The following is a 20,084-nucleotide window of genomic DNA, read 5'->3' as shown; positions in this document are numbered from 1 at the left end:
ATGAGATCTCCCGGGGCACAAGCCCCCTGAAGGAACCATGTAGACTACGTGGTTGATAGGTCAGGTGTGTAAGTGCAGCAATGCATTGAGCTAACTGATACTAATGATCCGTGCGGCTTGACCATATAACCTCAAGTTGCCTTGGCTTTACGACAACGTCGTAAGAGCATTCAAGTGCACGCTACGTCACAAGAACTATGCGAGGCTGGCGCCTTGTCCCACCGGGACGAGTGCGACTCTCCAAAAGCCTCCCTGGTGAAATTAGCGCTGTGGAACCACCCGATCCCATCCCGAACTCGGAAGTGAAACGCAGCTGCGCCGATGGTAGTGTGGCTCAAGCCATGCGAGAGTAGGTCATCGCCAGGGTTTATACCCAAAAACCCCGCTGCTCATGCAGCGGGGTTTTTTCTTTGCGCGATCAAGCGTCCGGTAGATCCACGTCATGCGTGGATGGAAAGAAGCGCCAACCGAGGTTGGCACCTACCGTGCGTGGATGGGGAGCGCCGGACCATGCCTGGCGGAAAGAAGCGCCAACCAAGGTTGGCACCTACCGTGCGTGGATGGGGAGCGCCGGACCATGCCCGGCGGAAAGCCGTGCCAACCAAGGTTGGCACCTACCAGGGGCGCGCGGGGCGCGCCCCTCGGCCTTGCCTCAGTCAATCAACGCCGGTTCGCGGTCGCGGTGGAACACCGCCACGGCGGCGGTCAACGCGCCGGCCTGGGCCTGCAGTTCGCGGGCCGCCGCCGTGGCTTCTTCCACCAGCGCCGCGTTCTGTTGCGTAGCCTGGTCCATCTGCACCACCGTCTGGTTGATCTGCTCGATGCCGCTGGACTGCTCCTGCGATGCACCGGAAATCTCCTGCATCAACTGGCTGACATCCTGCACGCCACTGACAATGCCCTGCATGCGCCGGCCGGCGTCGGCAACCAGTTGCGCGCCTTCGCCCACCTCGCGGCCGGCTTCATCGATCAATCCCTTGATCTCGTGGGCGGCGGAGGCCGAGCGCTGGGCGAGCACGCGGACCTCGCTGGCGACAACGGCAAAGCCACGCCCCTGCTCGCCCGCGCGTGCAGCTTCCACGGCCGCGTTCAAGGCCAGGATGTTGGTCTGGAAGGCAATACCGTCGATCACCCCGGTAATGTCGCCGATGCGCCGCGAAGCCGCTTCGATCGCCTGCATGGTGTCCACCACGCGTTGCATGGCGCGGTCCCCTTCGCTGGCCACGCCCTGGGTGGACGACGCCAGTTCGCTGGCCTGCCGCGCGTGGCTGGCGTTCTGCCGCACCGTGGCGGTGAGCTCTTCCATGGACGCCGCCGTTTCCTGCAGATGCGCCGCCTGCCGCTCGCTGCGCTCGGAAAGTGCGCCGTTGCCGGCGGCAATTTCGCTGGCCGCGGTGCTGATGGCCGCGGCGCACTGCTGGATGTGGCCGACCATGGAAGAAAGCTGCTGCGCGGTGGCGTTGGCGTCGCGGGCGATGGCGGCGAACGCGCCCTGGTAGTCGCCCTGCATGCGCCGGTCCAGGTCACCCTGGGCCAGCGCCGCCAGCATCTGCCGCACCTCTTCCACGGTGCTGCCGACGGTTTCCAGCAACTGGTTGATGCCACCGGTCAGCCCGTCCAGGAAGCTGGCGCCTTCCGCAGGACGCAGGCGCTGGTCGAGATCGCCGGCGGCAGCGGCGCTGACGATGTCGGCCACCGCGTTCTCAAGCAGCAGTTCATGGGTGCGGTCGTGCCATTCCACCGCGAAGCCCAGGCGCGTGCCCTGCGCATCGAAGACGGGAGTGACGACCTGGGCGAAGTGCACGGGCCCGATGCGGACCTTGCCGTTGTGCGCCACCTGCAGGCCATCGAGGATGGCGCGGATGCGATCAGGATTGGCGTGGAAGCGGTGGATGCTGGTGCCAACCAATCGTTCGGCGTCGAAATCCGGGAACGCTTCGCGCAGCGTGGCCTGCTGGTTGCGCAGCAGGGCCACCACCGAGCGGTTCACGTAGCGGATCACGTGATCGTTGTCGGCGATCATCATTGACGTGCGCGACGCGTCCAGCGCCCGGCGGATCTGCGCGTTCTCGGCGTGCAGGGCCGTGTCGCGGCTGCGCTGCGCCTGCACGTGGCGCGCGGTATCGGCCAGCGCATGCGCCAGGGTGCCGGGTTGGTAGTCCTGCGTGTTGGCATGCGCGGAAAGATCGGCGCCGGTGGCGACGTCGCGCGCCAGCGCCGCCAGGCGGCGTGGGCCATGCCCGAGTGCTTCGCTCTGCTGGCGCAGGCGCTGTGCGGCCTGGCCCATCAGTGCGGCTGCTGCAGCGACCAGCGCGGCCTGCGGCAGTGCCGGCATCCATGCGCCTGCCAGAAGTGCGGGCACCGTCGCGCAAAGCGCGCCCGCCACGCCCGCCGACCACAGCGGGCCCCGGTCGCGGTAGGCCAGCAGGCACGCCAGCAGCACGCACTGCGGCAACGCCGGGGCCACACTGATGGACGCACACACGGCAGCCACCTGCACCGACAGCAGCACCGCCAGCCCGTTGCGGGCGACCGGCTGGCCTGCAAAGCGGGTGGCCAGCAGCAGCGACGGCAGCCACGCCGCCGCGATGATCGCCGCCAGCAGCGGTGAACCGCGCCACGCCAAGGCTGCACCGGTCACGGCCAGGGCGACACTGAGCAGCAGCAGGCGATGATCGGCGCGGCGCGCGAGCTCCTGCAGATACGGCGGGCGGGCGGTCTTGTGGCCGCGCGGGGGTAGGGGTACGGCAGACATCGGCAACTCCTGGTTCAACGAACAGCAACGGCCCGGCCGCGCGGCACGCGTACATGCGTGGTCACGGCAGGGCAGGAAAGGGGGAGGTGGCGCCACGGATGGCGCGGAACAGGAACACCGTGGCCACATCCTGTGGATGACGGTGCAGCAGTGCAGACATGCGTGCTTCCTTGCAGAACCCGGACAGGCCGCCGGCCCGGGTGGGCAGGCGGAGCGCGGGCGAGAAGGCCCGCAACTGTTCTATCGGCCGCCGCTACGCGCAGTGAAGCGCAACGGCATGCACCGGGTCAGCCGGCGTTGGGCTCGCCAAGGAAGGCGTTGATGACCGCGGCGATCTGCGCGGGGTGTTCCATGTGCAGGTGATGGTTGCCGGCGAACACAGCGAGGCGTCCGTCGCGCAGGTGCTGCAGGCGCTCGCTGCGCATCGGTTCGGGGTAGTACGACTGCGCCGGCGTGGCGTAGATCACCTGGGTGGGGCAGGCAATGGCCTGCAGCAGGTTGTCGATCTGCCCTTCGCTGAGGCGGATGGCGGTGGGCAGCATCAGGCGCGGATCGCTGCACCAGCGATAGCCGCCTTCCACCGCTTCCACGCCACGTTCCACCAGCAGGCGCGCGCAGCCCTCGCTGAGCTGGTTGGCCATCATGCGGGCACGCACCGGCGCGGCCAGATCGGCGAACACGCGCAACTGTTTGCGCGCCAGCGCACGGCTGGCCCGCACATGGTCGCGCAGGCGTTCGGCGGTTTCTTCTTCCGGTCCGCGCAGTCCACCCAGCGCCTCGATGGCCACCAGGCGCTGCACGCGTTCGCTGACGGCTGCCGTGAGGCTGGCGATGCCGGCGCCCATGGAGTGGCCGATCAGGGTGAAGCGCTCCCAGCCCAGTGCATCGGCCACGTCCAGCACGTGGGTGATGGCGGCCGGGGTGGTGTAGGGCGCGCCGGGCGGCAGGTGCGCACTGTGGCCGTGACCTGGCAGATCGATGGCCACCAGATCCAGCTGCGGCAGGTGCGCGGCCAGCGGGACGAAGCTGGCCGCATTGTCCAGCCAGCCATGCAGGGCCAGCACGCGGGGGCCGGGGCCTGCCTGGCGCAGGCCGGCCACGCGCGCGCCGGCCAAGTGCAGTTCGAACGGTTGCAGGCTCATGCCAGCGCAGCCGTGGCCAGCCGGGCCAGGGCGCGGGCGTGGTCGACGCTGGCGTTCAGGCAGGGGATGTAGCGCATCTGCGCGCCACGCTCGGCCAGGGTTTCGGTGAAACCCATGGCCACCTCTTCCAGGGTTTCCAGGCAATCGGTGGCGAAGCCCGGGCAGACCACATCGATCTTCTTCACCCCGGCCTCGGCCAATTCCCACAGCCGCGGTTCGGCGTAGGGCTGCAGCCAGCGTTCGCGGCCGAAGCGTGACTGGTAGCCCAGCTGCCAGTCGTCCGCGCCCAGGCCCAAGGCGGCGGCAATGGCGGCGGCGCTGGCTTCGCAGCGCTGCGGATACGGGTCGCCGGCGTCAGCCAGGCGCTGCGGAATGCCGTGGAAGGAAAACATCAGCGTCTGCCCGCGGCCATGCGTGTCCCAGTAGGCGCGGATGGACGCGGCGACCGCAGCCACCCACTGCGGGTCGATGGCGTAGTCCTGCACCAGGCTGATGTGCACACCGGGATTGCGGCGCTGCCAGTCGGCCACCCGGTCTTCCACCGAGGCGGTGGTGGTGGTCGAGTACTGCGGATACAGCGGCAGCACCGCGATGCGGCGCACGCCCTCGCTGACCAGACGGTCCAGTTCGCGGGCCAGCGCCGGCTCGCCGTAGCGCATGGCGTGGCGCACGCGCAGCTGCGGCAATTCGGCCTGCATGGCCTGCGCCAGCTGGCGGGTGTAGACCATCAGCGGGGAGCCCTCGGGCAGCCACACCTGGGCGTACTTGGCGGCCGAACGACTGCTGCGCAGCGGCAGGATGAGCCCGCGCAGCAGCGGCTGCCACAGCAGCGCCGGAATCGAGACCACACGGGGGTCGGACAGGAATTCAGCCAGGTAACGGCGTACGGCGGGGGCCGTCGGCGTCTCGGGCGTGCCTAGGTTGACCGCCAGCACGGCGGTATCGGGTGCATCGAGCATGGGCACCATTGTCGCCGATCCGATGCGCTGCCGGCATCGCTTCTGCGCATCGGGCCGATCGCGACTGCCAATCAGGGCGCGCGCTCATTGGCGATTCATCGCAACACTACTAATTTCAGTCACTTGCTATATCTTCCTATGGACTGACTTCTGGAGCCTGCCATGCGTCGCCCGATCCAAGCCCTGCTGATCGCCGCCAGCCTGCTTTCCAGCCAGGCCATGGCCGGACCGCAGGAAGACCAGCGCGCCCGCAATGCGGTGCGTGTGCTGGCTGAAATCCAGGAAATTCCCGAGCAGGGAATTCCGGACAAACTGCTGGACGAAGGCCGCGCGGTCATCGTCATTCCCGACACGATCAAGGCCGGTCTGGTCATCGGTGGCCGTCGCGGCCACGGCCTGATGTCGGTGCGCATGCCCAACGGTGCCTGGTCGAACCCGGTATTCATCAAGCTGACCGGCGGCAGCATCGGCTTCCAAGCCGGTGTGCAGTCGTCTGACGTGGTGCTGGTGTTCCGCAACGACCGCAGCCTGGACAATCTGGTCAACGGCAAATTCACCCTGGGCGCCGATGCCGGCGTGGCTGCGGGCCCGGTGGGCCGCAACGCCGCCGCCGCCACCGACGGCCAGCTGAAGGCGGAAATCTGGTCGTGGTCGCGCGCGCGTGGCCTGTTCGCCGGCGTGGCCCTGGATGGTGCAGTGCTGCAGATCGACGATGCGGCCAACCTGGATGCCTACGGCAGCAACACCACCCCGCGCATGATCTTCGAAGGCCGTGCCGTGGGCGCGCCGTCGATGGACGTGGTGGCCTTCCGCGACCGCCTGGAAGAGGCGACCTACGCCGCGCGCAACAACCGCAACGGCAGTGGCGCCACTGCCAGCGCACCGCCGCCGCCGCCGCAGAGCAGCCAGCCTGCGCCTGTTCAGGCGCCGCCGGCCGAAGCGACCACCGCGCCGCTGCAGAACGTGCCGCAGAACCCGCCGCCGCAGCAGCAGGGCTTCCAGCCGGTGGGCGACGGTGAAATCCGCACCGAGACGCTGGGCGGCAACTGACTTTCGTCACGCGCGCCGGCTTACGGCCGGTGCGCTATGCTCGACAGCCTGATCACTAACGTAACGAGCGACTTATGGGCAGTTTCAGCATCTGGCATTGGTTGGTCGTGCTGGCCATCGTACTGCTGGTGTTCGGCACCAAGCGCCTGACCAGCGGCGCCAAGGATCTCGGCTCGGCGGTGAAGGAATTCAAGAAGGGCATGCGCGACGAGGACAAGCCCGCCGCGCAGCTGGGCGACGAATCGCGCAGCCAGGACGCCTCGCGCACCGCGCAGGACGAGCACGACCGCACCCCGCGTTGATCCGGAGCGGTCACGGTGTTTGATATTGGCTTCAGCGAACTGCTGGTGATTGCCGTGGTCGCCCTGGTGGTGCTCGGTCCCGAGCGCCTGCCCAAGGCGGCCCGCTTCGCCGGCCTGTGGGTGCGCCGTGCGCGCAATCAGTGGGATTCGGTGAAGCAGGAGCTGGAACGCGAACTGCACGCCGAGGAGATCAAGCGGCAGATGCAGGACGTGCGGCAGAGCATGCAGGACACCGAAAGCCTGTTGCGCGCCAGTGGTGAAGCGGTGCGCCGCGAAGCCACGCAGGCGCAGCAGCACGGCGATGCGCTGGCCGACGAAGTGCGGGCGCCGACACCGGCCGCAGCGCAGACCCCGCCGCATCTGCTGGATACACCGGCAACGCCGGCCAATGCCACGCCCGGTACAGACCCCGCCGCGACGCCGGCCACGCCGCCGGAGCGCCAGCCATGAGCGACCAGGACTTCGGCGAAAGCTCGCTGGTCGAGCATCTGGTTGAACTGCGCGCGCGCCTGGTGCGTGCGCTGCTGGGCCTGGGCGTGGTGCTGCTGGGCTTGTTGCCGTTCACCCAGAAGCTGTACACCGCGCTGGCCCATCCGCTGGTATCGCAGCTGCCGAACGGGCAGACGATGATCGCCACCAATCCGGCCGGTGCGTTCTTCGCGCCGTTGAAGCTGACCTTCTTCGTGGCCCTGTTCGTGGCCGTGCCCTGGCTGCTGTACCAGCTGTGGGCGTTCGTGGCGCCGGGCCTGTATGCCCGCGAAAAGCGCCTGGCGGTGCCGCTGCTGGTGTCGTCGGTGCTGCTGTTCTACACCGGCTGCGCGTTCGCCTACTTCCTGGTGCTGCCGGCGGTGTTCCACTTCCTGACCACCTTCAGCCCGGAAGTGATCGCGCTCACCCCCGACGCGAACGCCTACCTGGATTTCGTGCTGGCGATTTTCTTCGCCTTCGGCGGCAGCTTCGAACTGCCAGTGGCGATGGTGATCCTGGTACTGCTGGGCTGGGTGACGCCGCAGCAGTTCAAGGAAGGCCGCGGCTACGCGATCGTCGGCATCTTCGTGGTGGCCGCCGTGCTGACACCGCCGGACGTGGTGTCACAGCTGATGCTGGCCATTCCCATGTGCCTGCTGTACGAACTGGGCATCCACGCCGCACGCTGGCTGGTGCCGTCGTCGGTGGCGAAGAAACCGGCCGCCTGATCCGTGGGCGCCGGGCCATGCCCGGCGTTCGCGTCTGTGTCGGCTCAGGCGTGGAAGATGTCGTTGGCCGGCGGCGTGGCCGGGATCGGCGGTGCCGCGCGGCTGCCACGGTGCACGAACATCTGCTTCCAGGCCGCGTACACCGCGCCTACGTACAGCGGCATGAGCACGGTGGTCAGCACCAGCTGGGCGATGAACGCAGCAGCCAACGGGCCGCCGATCAGCATGGCCAGCTGGATGACGATGACGAAGGCGATGTAGCCGCAGAACAGCGCGATCACGCCCAGCAGCGCGAACACCACCATCGCTCCCAGGTTTTCCACGCAGCCCTGCAGGCTCAGGCGCAGCGCGTGCATGCCGCTCTGCTTGTCGAACACCACCAGCGCCGGCTGGGTGAACATGGCCAGGGTCAGGCCGATGGCCGTGATGAACACCAGCAGCAGCCACAGCGCGATGCGCTTGGCCGGCAGATTGGCCACCAGGGCGGCGGCATCGTCGGGGCTGATCTGCTGCCCGCTCTGGCCGATCTCTTCCATCCGCTTCATGACCTCGCTGAAGGCGGCAAAGCCTTCGCGGCCGATCATCAGGTACAGCAGCACGCCCAGCAGCAGCACCGCCAGCACCTGGATGGCCAGCGGCACCAGCAGGTGGCTGACACGGTGGTCGCGGATCGGCTGCAGCAGGTGCGTGGCCAGGCCCGGGCGGCCTTCGTCGATCTCGCCCACGGCGTACAGCATGCCGCCGAACATGATGGGCGAGATGGCCAGGGTCATCAGCTGCACCGCCAGCCCCGCCGCGCCCGGAATGAGCGTGGACAGCAGGGTGACCACCCAGCTGACCAGCATCCAGGTCAGGCCGATCCGGGCCAGCTGCAGCGGCGCACGCCGGTACAGGGAGAACGTATCCAGCAACCACTGGGCGCCCGCCGAAGCCGGCAGCTTGCGAATCTCTTTCATGGACATCCGGGAAGGACAGTAAGGGGGCCGGGCCGGGGCCCGTGCCGCCGATTATCCCTGTTTTGCCACCGGCTGGGCTGAAGACAGCCGGGCCTGGCGCACGAAACGGCGCAGCAGCTGGCGTGCCAGCGGTGCCGCGCTGACCGCCCGCTCCACGCTGCGTGCGCAGCCGCCGTGGCGGCCGATGCAGTCGGCGCGGGCGCGCACGTAGCCGCGCATGTGGTGGGTGGCGAATTCGGGATGGAACTGCACGCCCCAGGCCTGCCGGCCCCAGCGGAAGGCATGGCAGCCATCCAGCGGCGAGCGGGCCAGCACGGCGGCGCCTTCCGGCGCGCGCAGCACGGTCTGCAGGTGGGTGGCATGGGCGGCGAAATGGCGCGGCAGCCCACTGAACAACGGGTCCTCGGCGGCGGCCGGGTCCAGTTCCAGTTCGATCGTGCCCGATTCGCGCCCGGCCGGGTTGTAGGCCACCTCGCCGCCCAGCGCATGGGCCAGCAGCTGGTGGCCGTAGCAGATGCCGAACACCGGCACGCCATCATGGGCGGCCGCACGCAGCCAGGCCGCGCTGCGCTCGCTCCATTCGGCGCGGTCGGTCACGTAGGCGGCCGAACCGCTGACCAGCACGCCGGCGAAGCCGCGTGGATCGGGCAGGGCAGCACCGTGTTCGACATCCACCACCACGGTCTGCTGTTCGTCCAGGCCGGCGGCCACGCGGATCCAGTGCGGAAAGCGCCCGTAACGGCGCAGGGTCGGCACCGGGCGGCCGGTTTCAAGGATCAGGAAGGGCGCTGGATTCATCCGGGGGCGGCAGGACTGACAGGACTTCCTCGATTGTAGTCAGCCCCTGCGCCACCTTTTCAAGCCCAGCCTGGCGCAGGGTTCGCAATCCTTCAGCACGCGCGGCCCGGCTGAAACCGGCCAGATCCATGTCCGCGCGGATCAGCCCGCGCAGGCGCGAGCCCAATGGCAGCAACTCATACAGCCCGATGCGGCCGAGGAAACCGGTGCGCCGGCACTCCAGGCAACCGCCCGGCCGACAGGGCGTGGCGGCATCTGGATATGCTGCATGGCTATCAGCCAGCACCGCCCAATCGGCCGGTCCCAGCGTGTGCGGCTGCTTGCAGTGCGGGCACAGCGTGCGCACCAGGCGCTGGGCCAGAATGCCGTTCACGGTGGAGGCCAGCAGGTAGTGCGGCACGCCGATGTCGAGCAGCCGGGTGATGGCCGAGGGCGCATCGTTGGTGTGCAGGGTGGATAGCACCAGATGGCCGGTAAGCGAGGCCTGCACCGCCATCTGCGCGGTTTCCAGGTCGCGGATCTCGCCGATCATGATGATGTCCGGGTCCTGCCGCAGCAGGGTGCGCACGCCCGCGGCGAAATCCAGGTCGATGTTGGTCTGCACCTGCATCTGGTTGAACTCGGCGGCGATCATTTCGATCGGGTCTTCCACCGTGCAGACGTTCACGTCGGGCGTGGCCAGCCGCTTCAGGGTGGAATACAGAGTGGTGGTCTTGCCCGAACCGGTCGGCCCGGTGACCAGCACGATGCCGTGCGGGCGCTCCACCAGCGCGTTCCAGCCGGCCGCTTCCTGCGGGCTGAAGCCGAGCTGGTCGATGCTCTTGAAGGCGGCATCCGGGTCGAAGATGCGCATCACGCATTTCTCGCCGAACGCGGTGGGCATGGTCGACAGGCGCATCTCGACCTCGCGGCCGCCCGGCGAACGGGTCTTGATACGGCCATCCTGCGGGCGCCGGCGCTCGGCCAGGTCCATGCGGCCGAGCACCTTGATGCGGCTGACCACGGCGGTCATCACCGCCGGCGGCACCTCGAACACCTTGTGCAGCACGCCGTCGATGCGGAAGCGCATGCGCCCCATCTCGCGGCGTGGTTCCAGGTGGATGTCCGAGGCACGTTGTTCGTAGGCGTACTGCAGCAGCCAATCGACGATGTGCACGATGTGCTGGTCGTCGGCGTTGACGTCACCGGTACGGCCCAGCTCCACCAGCTGTTCAAAGCTGGGCAGGGTGGCGTTGGCCTCGCCGCGCACGTCACCGCGGGCCCCGCGCACCGAGCGGGTCACGCCAAAGAACTCCATGGTGTAGCGGTGCAGGTCCAGCGGGTTGACCACCGCCAGCTCGATCTGGCGCCGGGTCAGGTGCTGCAGGTCGCGGCGCCATTCCTGCGCCAGCGGTTCGCTGGTGGCCACCAGCACCCGTTCGCTGTCCACCGCCAGTGGCAGGAAGCGATGGCGGCGCGCATAGGCGTGCGAGGCCACCGCGGTCACGCTGGCCACGTCCACCCGGGTCGGGTCGATGCGCAGGTAGCGGCAGCCGGTACGCTGGGCCAGCCATTCGGTCAGCCGTTCCAGGCTCAGCTCGCCGCCGCTGCTGGCTGCCAGTTTCAGGTTCGACAGCAGCACCAGCGGATGCACTTCGCTGGCATTGCGCGCGCCCTGTGCGGAAAAGCGCACGCGCTCGCGGTCCTGCGGCGCGACCAGGCCATCGGCCAGCACGGCGGCGGCCACCTGCTCGAACTGCAGCCGCCCTGGCGGCAGCGGAACCGCGGCCGAATCACCCGAACTCCCCACCGGCAGCCGGTGATCCATCTGCCTGCTCCTCCCGGGTACGGAATGCCCCGCAGGTCGGCCGTTATACTAGCGCACCCCTCAGCCGGCCAAGAATCGTCCGCATGTCCGCGACCCCGACCGTACCGATCACCTTCCAGGGCCTGATCCAGACCCTGAACCAGTTCTGGGCCCAGCAGGGCTGCGTGCTCATCCAGCCGCTCGACCTGGAGGTGGGCGCCGGTACGTTCCACCCGGCCACCTTCCTGCGCGCGATCGGCCCGGAAAGCTGGAACGCGGCGTACGTGCAGCCTTCGCGCCGCCCGACCGACGGCCGCTACGGCGAGAACCCGAACCGCCTGCAGCGCTACTACCAGTACCAGGTGGCGATGAAGCCGGCGCCGGACAACATCCAGCAGCTGTACCTGGATTCGCTGAAGGCGCTGGGCATCGACCCGCTGGTGCACGACCTGCGCTTCGTCGAAGACAACTGGGAATCGCCGACCCTGGGCGCCTGGGGCCTGGGCTGGGAAGTCTGGCTCAACGGCATGGAAGTGACCCAGTTCACCTACTTCCAGCAGGCCGGTGGCCTGGAATGCCGCCCGGTGCTGGGCGAGATCACCTATGGTCTCGAGCGCCTGTGCATGTACCTGCAGAACTGCGACAACGTCTACGACCTGGTCTGGACCTACGGCCCGGACGGCCAGCCGGTGACCTATGGCGACGTCTACCACCAGAACGAGGTGGAGCAGAGCACCTACAACTTCGAACACGCCGACGTGGAAGAAATGTTCCACCGCTTCGACGCGTGCGAGCGCGAGGCGCAGAAGCTGGTGGAAGTGAACCTGCCGCTGCCGGCCTACGAACAGGTGATGAAGGCCAGCCACACCTTCAACCTGCTGGATGCGCGCCGCGCGATCAGCGTGACCGAACGCCAGCGCTACATCCTGCGCGTGCGCGCGCTGGCCCAGGCGGTGGCCAAGGCCTACTACGAGCAGCGCGAGAAGCTGGGCTTCCCGGGCGCGAAGAAGGCCTGAGGGCCGCGCTTTCCACTACTTCCGGGCGCCGGCCGCGTCGCGCGCTGCGCCCCCACCACAGGATTGAAACGATGAGCCAACTGTCCCCCCTGCTGATCGAACTGGGCACCGAGGAGCTGCCGGTCAAGGCGCTGCCGGGCCTGGCCCAGGCCTTCTTCGATGGCGTTGTCGACGGCCTGCGCAAGCGTGGCGTCGAGCTGGAACTGGGCGATGCACGCCCGCTGTCGACCCCGCGCCGCCTGGCCGTGCTGCTGCCCGGCGTCGGCCTGGAACAGCCGGAACAGCGCAGTGAAGTGCTGGGCCCGTACCTGAACATCGCACTGGACGCCGAAGGCCAGCCGACCAAGGCCCTGCAGGGCTTCGCCGCCAAGGCCGGGATCGACTGGACCGCGCTGGAAAAGACCAGCGACAACAAGGGTGAGCGCTTCGTCCACCGTGCGGTGAGCCCGGGTGCGCGCACCGCCGTGCTGCTGCCGGAGATCCTGCGCGAGGCCATCGCCGCGATGCCGATTCCCAAGCCGATGCGCTGGGGCGACCACGACTGGGGCTTTGCCCGCCCGGCGCACTGGCTGGTGCTGCTGCACGGTGCCGACGTGGTCGAGGCCGAGCTGTTCGGCCTGAAGGCAGACCGCATGAGCCGTGGCCACCGCTTCCACCATGACAAGACCGTGTGGCTGAGCCAGCCGCAGGATTACGTCGAATCGCTGCGCGCGGCCAAGGTGCTGGTCGACCCGGCCGAGCGCCGCGAGCGCATCGTTGCCGAGGTCGAGGCCGCTGCTGGCCAGGCCGGTGGCAGCGCCCGCATCACCGATGACAACCTGGAGCAGGTGGTGAACCTGGTCGAGTGGCCGTCGGCGGTGCTGTGCAGCTTCGAGCGTGCGTTCCTGGCCGTGCCGCAGGAAGCGCTGATCGAGACGATGGAGATCAACCAGAAGTTCTTCCCGGTGCTGGATGACAGCGGCAAGCTGACCGAGAAGTTCATCGGCATCGCCAACATCGAATCCAAGGACGTGGCCGAAGTGGCCAAGGGCTACGAGCGCGTGATCCGTCCGCGCTTCGCCGATGCCAAGTTCTTCTTCGACGAAGACCTGAAGCAGGGCCTGGAATCGATGGGCGACGGCCTGAAGACAGTGACCTACCAGGCCAAGCTGGGCAGCGTGGCCGACAAGGTGGCGCGCGTCTCGGCGCTGGCCGAAGTGATCGCGCCGCAGGTCGGTGCCGACCCGGTGCTGGCCAAGCGTGCCGCACAGCTGGCCAAGAACGACCTGCAGTCGCGCATGGTCAATGAATTCCCGGAACTGCAGGGCATCGCCGGCCGCCACTACGCCGTGGCCGGTGGCGAATCGCCGGAGGTGGCGCTGGCCATCGACGAGGCCTACCAGCCGCGCTTCGGTGGCGATGACATCGCGCTGTCGGCGCTGGGCAAGGTGCTGGCGATCGCCGAGCGCGTGGACACCCTGGCCGGCGGTTTCGCCGCGGGCCTGAAGCCGACCGGCAACAAGGACCCGTTCGCCCTGCGCCGCAACGCGCTGGGCCTGGCCCGCACCATCATCGAAAGCGGCTTCGAGCTGGACCTGCGCGCGCTGCTGGCCAGCGCCAACGCCGGCCTGGCCGCGCGCAACGTGCAGGCCGACGTGGGCGAGCTGTACGACTTCATCCTGGACCGCCTGAAGGGCTACTACAGCGACAAGGGCGTGCCGGCCACGCACTTCAACGCCGTGGCCGAACTGAAGCCGGCTTCGCTGTATGACTTCGACCGTCGCCTGGACGCGATCGGCACCTTCGCCGCGCTGCCGGAAGCCGAGGCGCTGGCCGCGGCCAACAAGCGCATCCGCAACATCCTGCGCAAGGCCGAAGGCGAGATCCCGGGCCAGATCGACGCGTCGCTGCTGCAGGAAGACGCCGAGCGCGCGCTGGCCGAGGCAGTCACCGCGGCCATCGACGACACCGGCGCCAGCCTGCACCACAAGGATTACGTGGCCGTGCTGGCGCGCCTGGCCCGCCTGCGCCCGCAGGTGGACGCCTTCTTCGATGGCGTGATGGTCAATGCCGAAGACCCGGCCCTGCGTGGCAACCGCCTGGCGCTGCTGACCCTGCTGGGCGAGCGCCTGGGCAAGGTGGCGGCGATCGAGCATCTGTCGAGCTGACGGGGGCCGCCCCATCCACGCATGGCGTGGATTTACTGGGCATGGCCACGCATGGCGTGGATGTACTGGAACAGGTAGCGCCGGGCCATGCCCGGCGTTGTCGTTATCGTGCAGATGATGCGCATAAAGGCGCGCATTTTGACTGCCACTTAACAACCGATCCCGATTCGCGCGCAGCATTTCGCATCGTCACGCGCGGTCGGTATGCTGTGCCGCATGCAGCCAAAGAACTACGCCCTGCCCCTGGTGCTCCTGTCCTTCGCCGTGGCCTCGTCCGCCCACGCACGCGGCACCATCGACAAGGTGGAAATCAAGGGATTGGACAAGGGCGACGACGCCGAGATGATCGAGAACATCGAGGTCTCGCTGTCGCTCTATGAAACCATCGGCAAGGAACAGGGCGAGTCGCGCCTGGAATACCTGCTGTCGCAGGCCGAGCGGCAGACCCGCCAGGCACTGGAACCCTTTGGTTACTACAACCCGGTGATCACCGTGGAGGCGCCACGCCAGGACGAACACCTGCGGGTGGTGATCCACGTGGAAAAGGGTCCACCGGTGACCGTGCGCCGCGAGCACATCGACATCACCGGCCCGGCCACCTACGACCAGTACCTGCAGGATGACCTGGCCGCGTTCAAGCCGCGCAAGGGCCAGCGCTTCGAACACACCCAGTACGAAGCCAGCAAGATCACCGTGACCCGGCGCCTGGCCGAGCGCGGCTATTTCGATGCCGACTACACCCAGCGCCAGGTGCAGATCACCCGCGCCGAGAATGCCGCCGACATCGACCTGACCTGGGACAGCGGCCGCCGCTACAACATGGGCCCGGTGCGCTTCGAGCAGGATTACTTCGTCGACAAGCTGTTCGACCCGCTGGTGTACTGGGAACAGGGCAGCTACTTCCACGAGGGCAAGCTGGACCGCCTGCGCGAATCGCTGACCAAGCTGGACTACTTCAGCGTGATCGACATCCAGCCGCGGCCGGACCAGGCCGACGACAACGGCGAAGTGCCGATCGACGTGAAGCTGACCCGCGCCAAGCGCACCATCTACACCGCCGGTCTGAGCTACGGCAGTGAAAGTGGCGCCGGTGTGCGCGGCGGCGTGGAGCGGCGGTTCCTGAACAGCCGCGGCCACAAGATGAACACCCAGCTGGACTATGCGCAGAAGCGCAAGAGCCTGGTCAGCACCTACCGTGTGCCGGCGTTCAAGTGGCTGGATGGCTGGTATGGACTGACCGCCAGCGCCTATGACGAGCAGACCGACTACATCGATCTGCGCAACTTCAAGCTGATCGCCAGCCGCAGTGGCGAGATCAACGAACACTGGACGGCCATCGCCTCGATCAACGCGCTGCGCGAGCGCTGGCGCTACGCCTCGGGCACCGAGTTCACCGATGCGGTGTACAACACCTCCACGCTGGTCTACCCGCAGCTGGTGGCCGACTACGTGAACGTGGACGACGAACTGTTCCCGCGCAGCGGCGTAAGTGGCAGCGCCACCCTGCGCGGCGGCGTGGAGGGTGCCGGCTCGGACACCAGCTTCGTGCAGGCCAACCTGCTGCTGCGCTGGTACATCCCCATTGGTGAAAGCAACCGCCTGATCCTGCGCGGCGAAGGTGGCACCACCTGGACCAGCGACCTGGTGGCCATGCCGCCCAGCCTGCGCTTCTTCGCCGGTGGCGACCGCAGCATCCGCGGCTATGCCTTCCGCGAAGTCGGCCCACGCACGCCCGCGCCGGACAAGTACGCGCTGGGTGCGAAGAACCTGGTGATCGGCTCGGCCGAGTACGAGCATTATTTCAAAGGCGGCCCGTGGGGCGCGGCGGTATTTGTCGACACCGGCAGCGCATTCGACAACACCATTGACCTGCACACCGGCGTCGGCTTCGGCGTGCGCTGGAAATCGCCGGTGGGCCCGGTGCGCGTGGATATCGCGCACGGCCTGAACAATCCGGATTCGCAGTTCCAGCTGTACCTGAACATCGGAGCGGACCTGTGAGCGCGCCCACGCCGAATCCGCCTGCGGGCAGCCAGCCGCCGCGCGTGCGTTTCTACCGCCGCCGCCGTTTCTGGGCGTGGTCGGGGGTGGGCGTGCTGGGCCTGGTGCTGCTGGCCCTGCTGGCGGTCTACTGGCTGCTGCAGACCGTGGCCGGACGCGACGTGCTGCTGGCACAGGTGGTGGCGCGGCTGCCGGTGGGCGCCAGCTTCACCTGGGACAAGGTGGAGGGCCCGGTCGCCGGCCCACTGACCCTGTACAACGTCGATTTCCGCTACGACGACATCCATTTCCACGCCGAGCGTGCGCACCTGGAACCGGACCTGCGCCCGCTGCTGGGCCGCAAGCTGTTGCTGGACCGGCTGGAGCTGACCAACGCGACCTTGAACCTGGCCAAGAGCGATGAGCCGTTCGAGATGCCGTCGTGGCCCGATTCGCTGCCGCAGATCGAGATGCCGCTGGCCATCCAGGCCGATGTGATCGCCATCGACGGCTTCCGCATCACCCAGGCCAACGAGCCGCTGATCGACATCGCCCGCGTGCGCGGCGGCATCGAGATCGCCAATGGCGAATTCCAGGCCCGGCAACTGGTGGTGGACAGCGACGTGGGCGATTTCACTGCCCAGGGGCGCTACATTCCGGCCAAGGACTACGACACCGACGTGACCGTGACCGCCGTGCTGCCGGCCCCGCGCGGTCGCACCGCCGCCACCCTGGGGCTGGTGGCACGCGGCAACCTGGCGCACATGGAAGTGGGTGTGGCCGGGCGCGCACCCAAGCCGTTGCGGGCCATGCTGGTGTTCGACGGCCGCACCGATCCGACGTGGAGTGCCAGCGTGCGCAGCGATGAGCTGGATCTGGCGCTGCTGTCGCCGGCGCTGGCCGCATCGGCCATCGCACCGCTGTCGCTGGATTTCACTGCCGCCGGCAAGGGCGGCCAGGCCAACCTGCACGGGAAACTGAAGCAGGGGGCGCAGGAAGTGGAGCTGGCGCCGTCGGTGGTGTCGCTGCAGAACCAGGTACTGAAGGTGTCGCCGCTGGTGCTGAAGGGCCTGGGCGGTGAAGCCCGCCTGCAGGGCACCGCCGATTTCAGCAACCCGGACCAGCAGACCCTGAATTTCTCGGTGATTGCGCGGAACCTGACCTGGGTGCCCGAGCCCGACCCGAACACCGCCGGCAGTGCGCCGGTGCCGGTCACCCTGCAGGAAGCGCGCTTCGGCCTGGCCGGTACGCTGAAGGCGTGGGCGGCCATTGGCCGTGCGCAGATCGAGCGCGAGCAGAAGCGTGCCGACCTGCGCTTCGATGTACGCGGCAACGACCAGTCCGCTTCGATCCGCGAACTGGTGGCGCAGACCCCTGGTGGCCAGTTGCAGGTGGAAGGCCAGGTGGCCTGGGCACCGCAGCTGGACTGGGATGCCAAGGCCAGCCTGAAGGACTTCGATCCGGGCTACTTCCTGCCGGGCTGGGACGGTCGGCTGTCGGGCAACCTTGCCTCGAAGGGCCGCCAGGTGCCGCCGCCGGCCACTGCCGCCGCAGGCACGGCGCCCACCCTGGAAGCCACCGTGGATCTGCCTGCGCTGAAGGGCACCCTGCGCCAGCGCAATGTGGATGCCAAGGGCAAGTTCGCGCTGCAGGGCGCGCAGGGCCAAGGCGAACTGGCGCTGGCGATCGGCAGCAGCCGGGTCACCGCCAAGGGCAAGGTGGGCGACCGCCTGGATATCGATGCGCGCTTCGAGCCGCTGCAGTTGAGTGATCTGCTGCCGGGCGCCGATGGCGGCCTGCGCGGCCAGGTGCAGGTGACCGGCCCGCGCGATGCGCCGGACATCCGTGCCGATCTGGTGGGCAACAACATCAACTGGGATGGCTACGGCGCGCAGAGCCTGAGCATCCAGGGCAACCTGCCGTGGCGCGGCGACGCCGGCCGCCTGTCGATCCAGGGCCAGCAGGTCAATGCCGGCATGCTGCTGGAACGCCTGGCCATCGACGCGCAGGGCAGCGTGTCCAACCTGCGCCTGAGCGCGCAGACCCACAACGAACTGGGCGCGATCGACCTGCAGGGCAGCGTGCGCCAGCAGGGCGAGCAATGGCGCGGTGAACTGTCCACCCTGCGCATCGCGCCGGTGAAGGGCGATGCCTGGGCGTTGCGTGCACCGGCCGCCTTCGCGGTGAACGGCGGCAGCTTCACGCTGGCCGATACCTGTCTGGCGGCGGCCACCGGCGGCGCCCTGTGCGCGCAGGCCAACTGGCCGCGCGAAGGGCTGGTGGTGCGTGGTGATGCCTTGCCGCTGTCGCTGGTGCAGCCGTGGTTGCCGCCGCAGTCGGGGCGCCGCATCTACCTGCGTGGCGAACTGACATTGGATGCGCAGATCCGCCCGCGCGGCAACGCCTGGGAGGGCCACGTGGAAGTGCGCTCGCCGGAAGGTGGCGTGCGCCTGGGCGAGAACCGCAACACCGGCACCGGCGCCAATGCCAACCGCGGTGAACTGGCGCGCTACGACCAGTTCTCGGTAAAGCTGGACATGACCCCGGCCAGCATCAAGGGCTACCTGGGCCTGGGCTTCCAGGGCAACGGCTTCGTCGATGCGAAGTTCCAGACCGGCTGGGAGGCCAGCGCACCGTTGAACGGCGAGCTGTACCTGAACATGTCGCGGCTGTACTGGCTGGAGCTGTTCTCGCCGGACATCGTGCGCCCCACCGGCCTGATCGAAGGCCACGTGAGCCTGCGCGGCACGCGTGGCCAGCCATCGCTGGGCGGCGACGCGCAGCTGAGCAACTTCAAGGGTGAATTCCCGGCGCTGGGCCTGACCCTCGACCAGGGCAAGGGCAGCTTCATCGCCCAGCCCGATGGCTCGGCCAAGATCACCGCGCAGGCCAATTCGGGGCAGGGCACGCTGTACGTGGACGGGGGTCTGTCCTGGTTCGGCGATGCGCAGCCGCTGCAGCTCAAGATCCATGGCGAGAACGTGCTGGTGTCCAACACCAGCGAACTGCGCATCATCGCCAACCCGAACCTCGATTTCACCCTGGCCAAGGCGGCGATGGAACTGCGCGGCACCGTGCACGTGCCCGAGGCCGACATCGACCTGGAACGCCTGGACCGCGGCACATCGGTGTCCGAAGACGTGGTGGTGCTGGACCCGGCCGACCCGGAGGAATCGCGCACCTCGCCGCTGGACATGGACCTGACGGTCAGCCTGGGCGACAAGGTGAAGATGACCGGGTTCGGCCTGAAGGGCGCGCTGACCGGCAAGATGCAGGTGTGGGCGCGGCCGGGCCGCGAGATGACCGCCAATGGCGGCCTGGAAGTCAGTGGCCGCTACAAGGCCTATGGCCAGGACCTGACCATCACCCGCGGCAACCTCAACTGGAACTACAACGCGGTGTCCGACCCGCGCATCAACATCCGCGCCGAGCGCCGCATTGGTGACGTCACTGCAGGCATCGACGTGACCGGGCGGGCCCAGCAGCCGCGCGCCGATGTCTGGTCCGATCCGGCCATGTCGCAGTCCGAAGCCCTGGCCTATCTGGTGCTGGGCCGCAGCCTGACCAATGCCAGCAGCGACCAGACCCAGCAGGTCACCGCCGCCTCGGCCGCGCTGTCAGCCGGCAGCGGCCTGCTGGCCTCGCAGCTGGGTGCCAAGCTGGGCCTGGACGATGCCGGGGTCAGCCAGTCCCGCGCGCTGGGCGGTTCGGTCATCGGCTTCGGCAAATACATTTCGCCCAAGCTGTATGTGGGCTATGGCGTGTCGATGGTCGGCAGCGGGTCGGTGCTGACGCTGAAGTACCTGCTCAGCCGCGGCTTCGACGTGGAAGTGGAGTCGAGCACGGTAGAGAACCGTGGCTCGCTGAACTGGCGGCGGGAGAAGTAGCGCCACGCCATGCGTGGCTGCGGTGGCGCCGGGCTCGGCACTGCCGCAATCCACGGTTGGGCCTGTGCAGATAGCCGCATTGTGCATGCAGGCGTTCCATCCCGCAGGCC

Annotated in this window: 14 protein-coding genes, 1 rRNA gene and 1 other annotated feature (1 of these 16 cut by a window edge); of the genes, 9 read left to right on the top strand and 6 right to left on the bottom strand. The window is 68.2% G+C overall.

Features of this window, described 5'->3' with window-relative positions:
• Positions 1–84 (top strand) — a sequence feature (16S ribosomal RNA rRNA prediction is too short); it begins 207 nt to the left of the window's first position.
• A gap of 167 nt (positions 85–251) precedes the next feature.
• Positions 252–366: ribosomal RNA gene (gene rrf / locus C1922_RS20050) — 5S ribosomal RNA — on the top strand.
• Positions 367–652: 286 nt separating this feature from the next.
• On the opposite strand, the gene C1922_RS20045 is transcribed toward rrf, so the two are convergent.
• The 3 genes from C1922_RS20045 to hemH form a co-directional block, all read right to left on the bottom strand.
• Complete coding sequence (locus C1922_RS20045; protein ID WP_108751388.1) at positions 653–2,755, bottom strand: methyl-accepting chemotaxis protein; 2,103 nt, start codon at positions 2,753–2,755, stop codon at positions 653–655.
• A 287-nt stretch (positions 2,756–3,042) separates the two neighbouring features.
• Positions 3,043–3,897: an alpha/beta hydrolase gene (locus tag C1922_RS20040; protein ID WP_108751387.1), complete on the bottom strand. Its 855-nt coding sequence runs from the start codon at positions 3,895–3,897 to the stop codon at positions 3,043–3,045.
• The gene (gene hemH / locus C1922_RS20035; RefSeq protein ID WP_108751669.1) at positions 3,894–4,856 is read right to left on the bottom strand and encodes a ferrochelatase; all 963 of its coding nucleotides are present in this window, start codon (positions 4,854–4,856) and stop codon (positions 3,894–3,896) included. The genes C1922_RS20040 and hemH overlap by 4 nt, the downstream gene beginning before the upstream one ends.
• 162 nt (positions 4,857–5,018) lie before the next feature.
• Between hemH and C1922_RS20030 the strand changes: the two genes are divergently transcribed.
• The 4 genes from C1922_RS20030 to tatC all read left to right on the top strand — a co-directional run bounded on the left by C1922_RS20030 (position 5,019) and on the right by tatC (position 7,404).
• Positions 5,019–5,906, top strand: coding sequence for a YSC84-related protein (locus C1922_RS20030; protein ID WP_108751386.1), 888 nt, complete (start codon positions 5,019–5,021; stop codon positions 5,904–5,906).
• A gap of 74 nt (positions 5,907–5,980) precedes the next feature.
• Positions 5,981–6,208, top strand: a complete 228-nt coding sequence (gene tatA / locus C1922_RS20025; RefSeq protein ID WP_108751385.1) for a Sec-independent protein translocase subunit TatA — start codon at positions 5,981–5,983, stop codon at positions 6,206–6,208.
• Between the two features lie 15 nt (positions 6,209–6,223).
• On the top strand, positions 6,224–6,658 hold the full coding sequence (gene tatB / locus C1922_RS20020) for a Sec-independent protein translocase protein TatB (RefSeq protein ID WP_108751384.1): 435 nt from the start codon (positions 6,224–6,226) through the stop codon (positions 6,656–6,658).
• Positions 6,655–7,404: a twin-arginine translocase subunit TatC gene (gene tatC / locus C1922_RS20015; protein ID WP_108751383.1), complete on the top strand. Its 750-nt coding sequence runs from the start codon at positions 6,655–6,657 to the stop codon at positions 7,402–7,404. The genes tatB and tatC overlap by 4 nt, the downstream gene beginning before the upstream one ends.
• A 44-nt stretch (positions 7,405–7,448) precedes the next feature.
• On the opposite strand, the gene C1922_RS20010 is transcribed toward tatC, so the two are convergent.
• Genes C1922_RS20010 through C1922_RS20000 form a run of 3 tightly spaced genes read right to left on the bottom strand, consistent with a single transcriptional unit; the run spans position 7,449 to position 10,965 of the window.
• Positions 7,449–8,360: a BPSS1780 family membrane protein gene (locus C1922_RS20010; protein WP_108751382.1), complete on the bottom strand. Its 912-nt coding sequence runs from the start codon at positions 8,358–8,360 to the stop codon at positions 7,449–7,451.
• Positions 8,361–8,411: 51 nt separating this feature from the next.
• Positions 8,412–9,158, bottom strand: a complete 747-nt coding sequence (locus C1922_RS20005) for a glutamine amidotransferase (protein WP_108751381.1) — start codon at positions 9,156–9,158, stop codon at positions 8,412–8,414.
• Entirely contained in the window at positions 9,130–10,965 is a 1,836-nt protein-coding gene (locus tag C1922_RS20000) for a GspE/PulE family protein (protein WP_108751380.1), read from the bottom strand. The genes C1922_RS20005 and C1922_RS20000 overlap by 29 nt, the downstream gene beginning before the upstream one ends.
• A gap of 83 nt (positions 10,966–11,048) precedes the next feature.
• On the opposite strand from C1922_RS20000, the gene glyQ reads away from it, so the two are divergent.
• The 4 genes from glyQ (at position 11,049) to C1922_RS19980 (ending at position 19,974) form a co-directional block, all read left to right on the top strand.
• Positions 11,049–11,960 carry a glycine--tRNA ligase subunit alpha gene (gene glyQ, locus C1922_RS19995; RefSeq protein ID WP_108751379.1) on the top strand — a complete coding sequence of 304 codons (912 nt, stop codon included), beginning with the start codon at positions 11,049–11,051 and terminating at the stop codon, positions 11,958–11,960.
• Between the two features lie 71 nt (positions 11,961–12,031).
• Positions 12,032–14,107 (top strand): glycine--tRNA ligase subunit beta, encoded by a 2,076-nt coding sequence (gene glyS, locus C1922_RS19990; protein WP_108751378.1) that lies wholly within the window; start codon positions 12,032–12,034, stop codon positions 14,105–14,107.
• A gap of 204 nt (positions 14,108–14,311) precedes the next feature.
• On the top strand, positions 14,312–16,108 hold the full coding sequence (locus C1922_RS19985; RefSeq protein WP_108751377.1) for an autotransporter assembly complex family protein: 1,797 nt from the start codon (positions 14,312–14,314) through the stop codon (positions 16,106–16,108).
• A complete protein-coding gene (locus tag C1922_RS19980; protein ID WP_108751376.1) occupies positions 16,105–19,974 on the top strand; it encodes a translocation/assembly module TamB domain-containing protein in 3,870 nt (1,289 codons plus the stop codon). Before C1922_RS19985 ends, C1922_RS19980 begins: the two co-directional genes overlap by 4 nt.
• Positions 19,975–20,084: the final 110 nt, after the last annotated feature.

This window comes from Stenotrophomonas sp. ZAC14D2_NAIMI4_7 (assembly GCF_003086675.1).
Classification (GTDB): Bacteria; Pseudomonadota; Gammaproteobacteria; order Xanthomonadales; family Xanthomonadaceae; genus Stenotrophomonas.
Note: the sequence above shows the minus strand (reverse complement) of the source record. Positions and strands in the feature narration are given on the sequence as shown.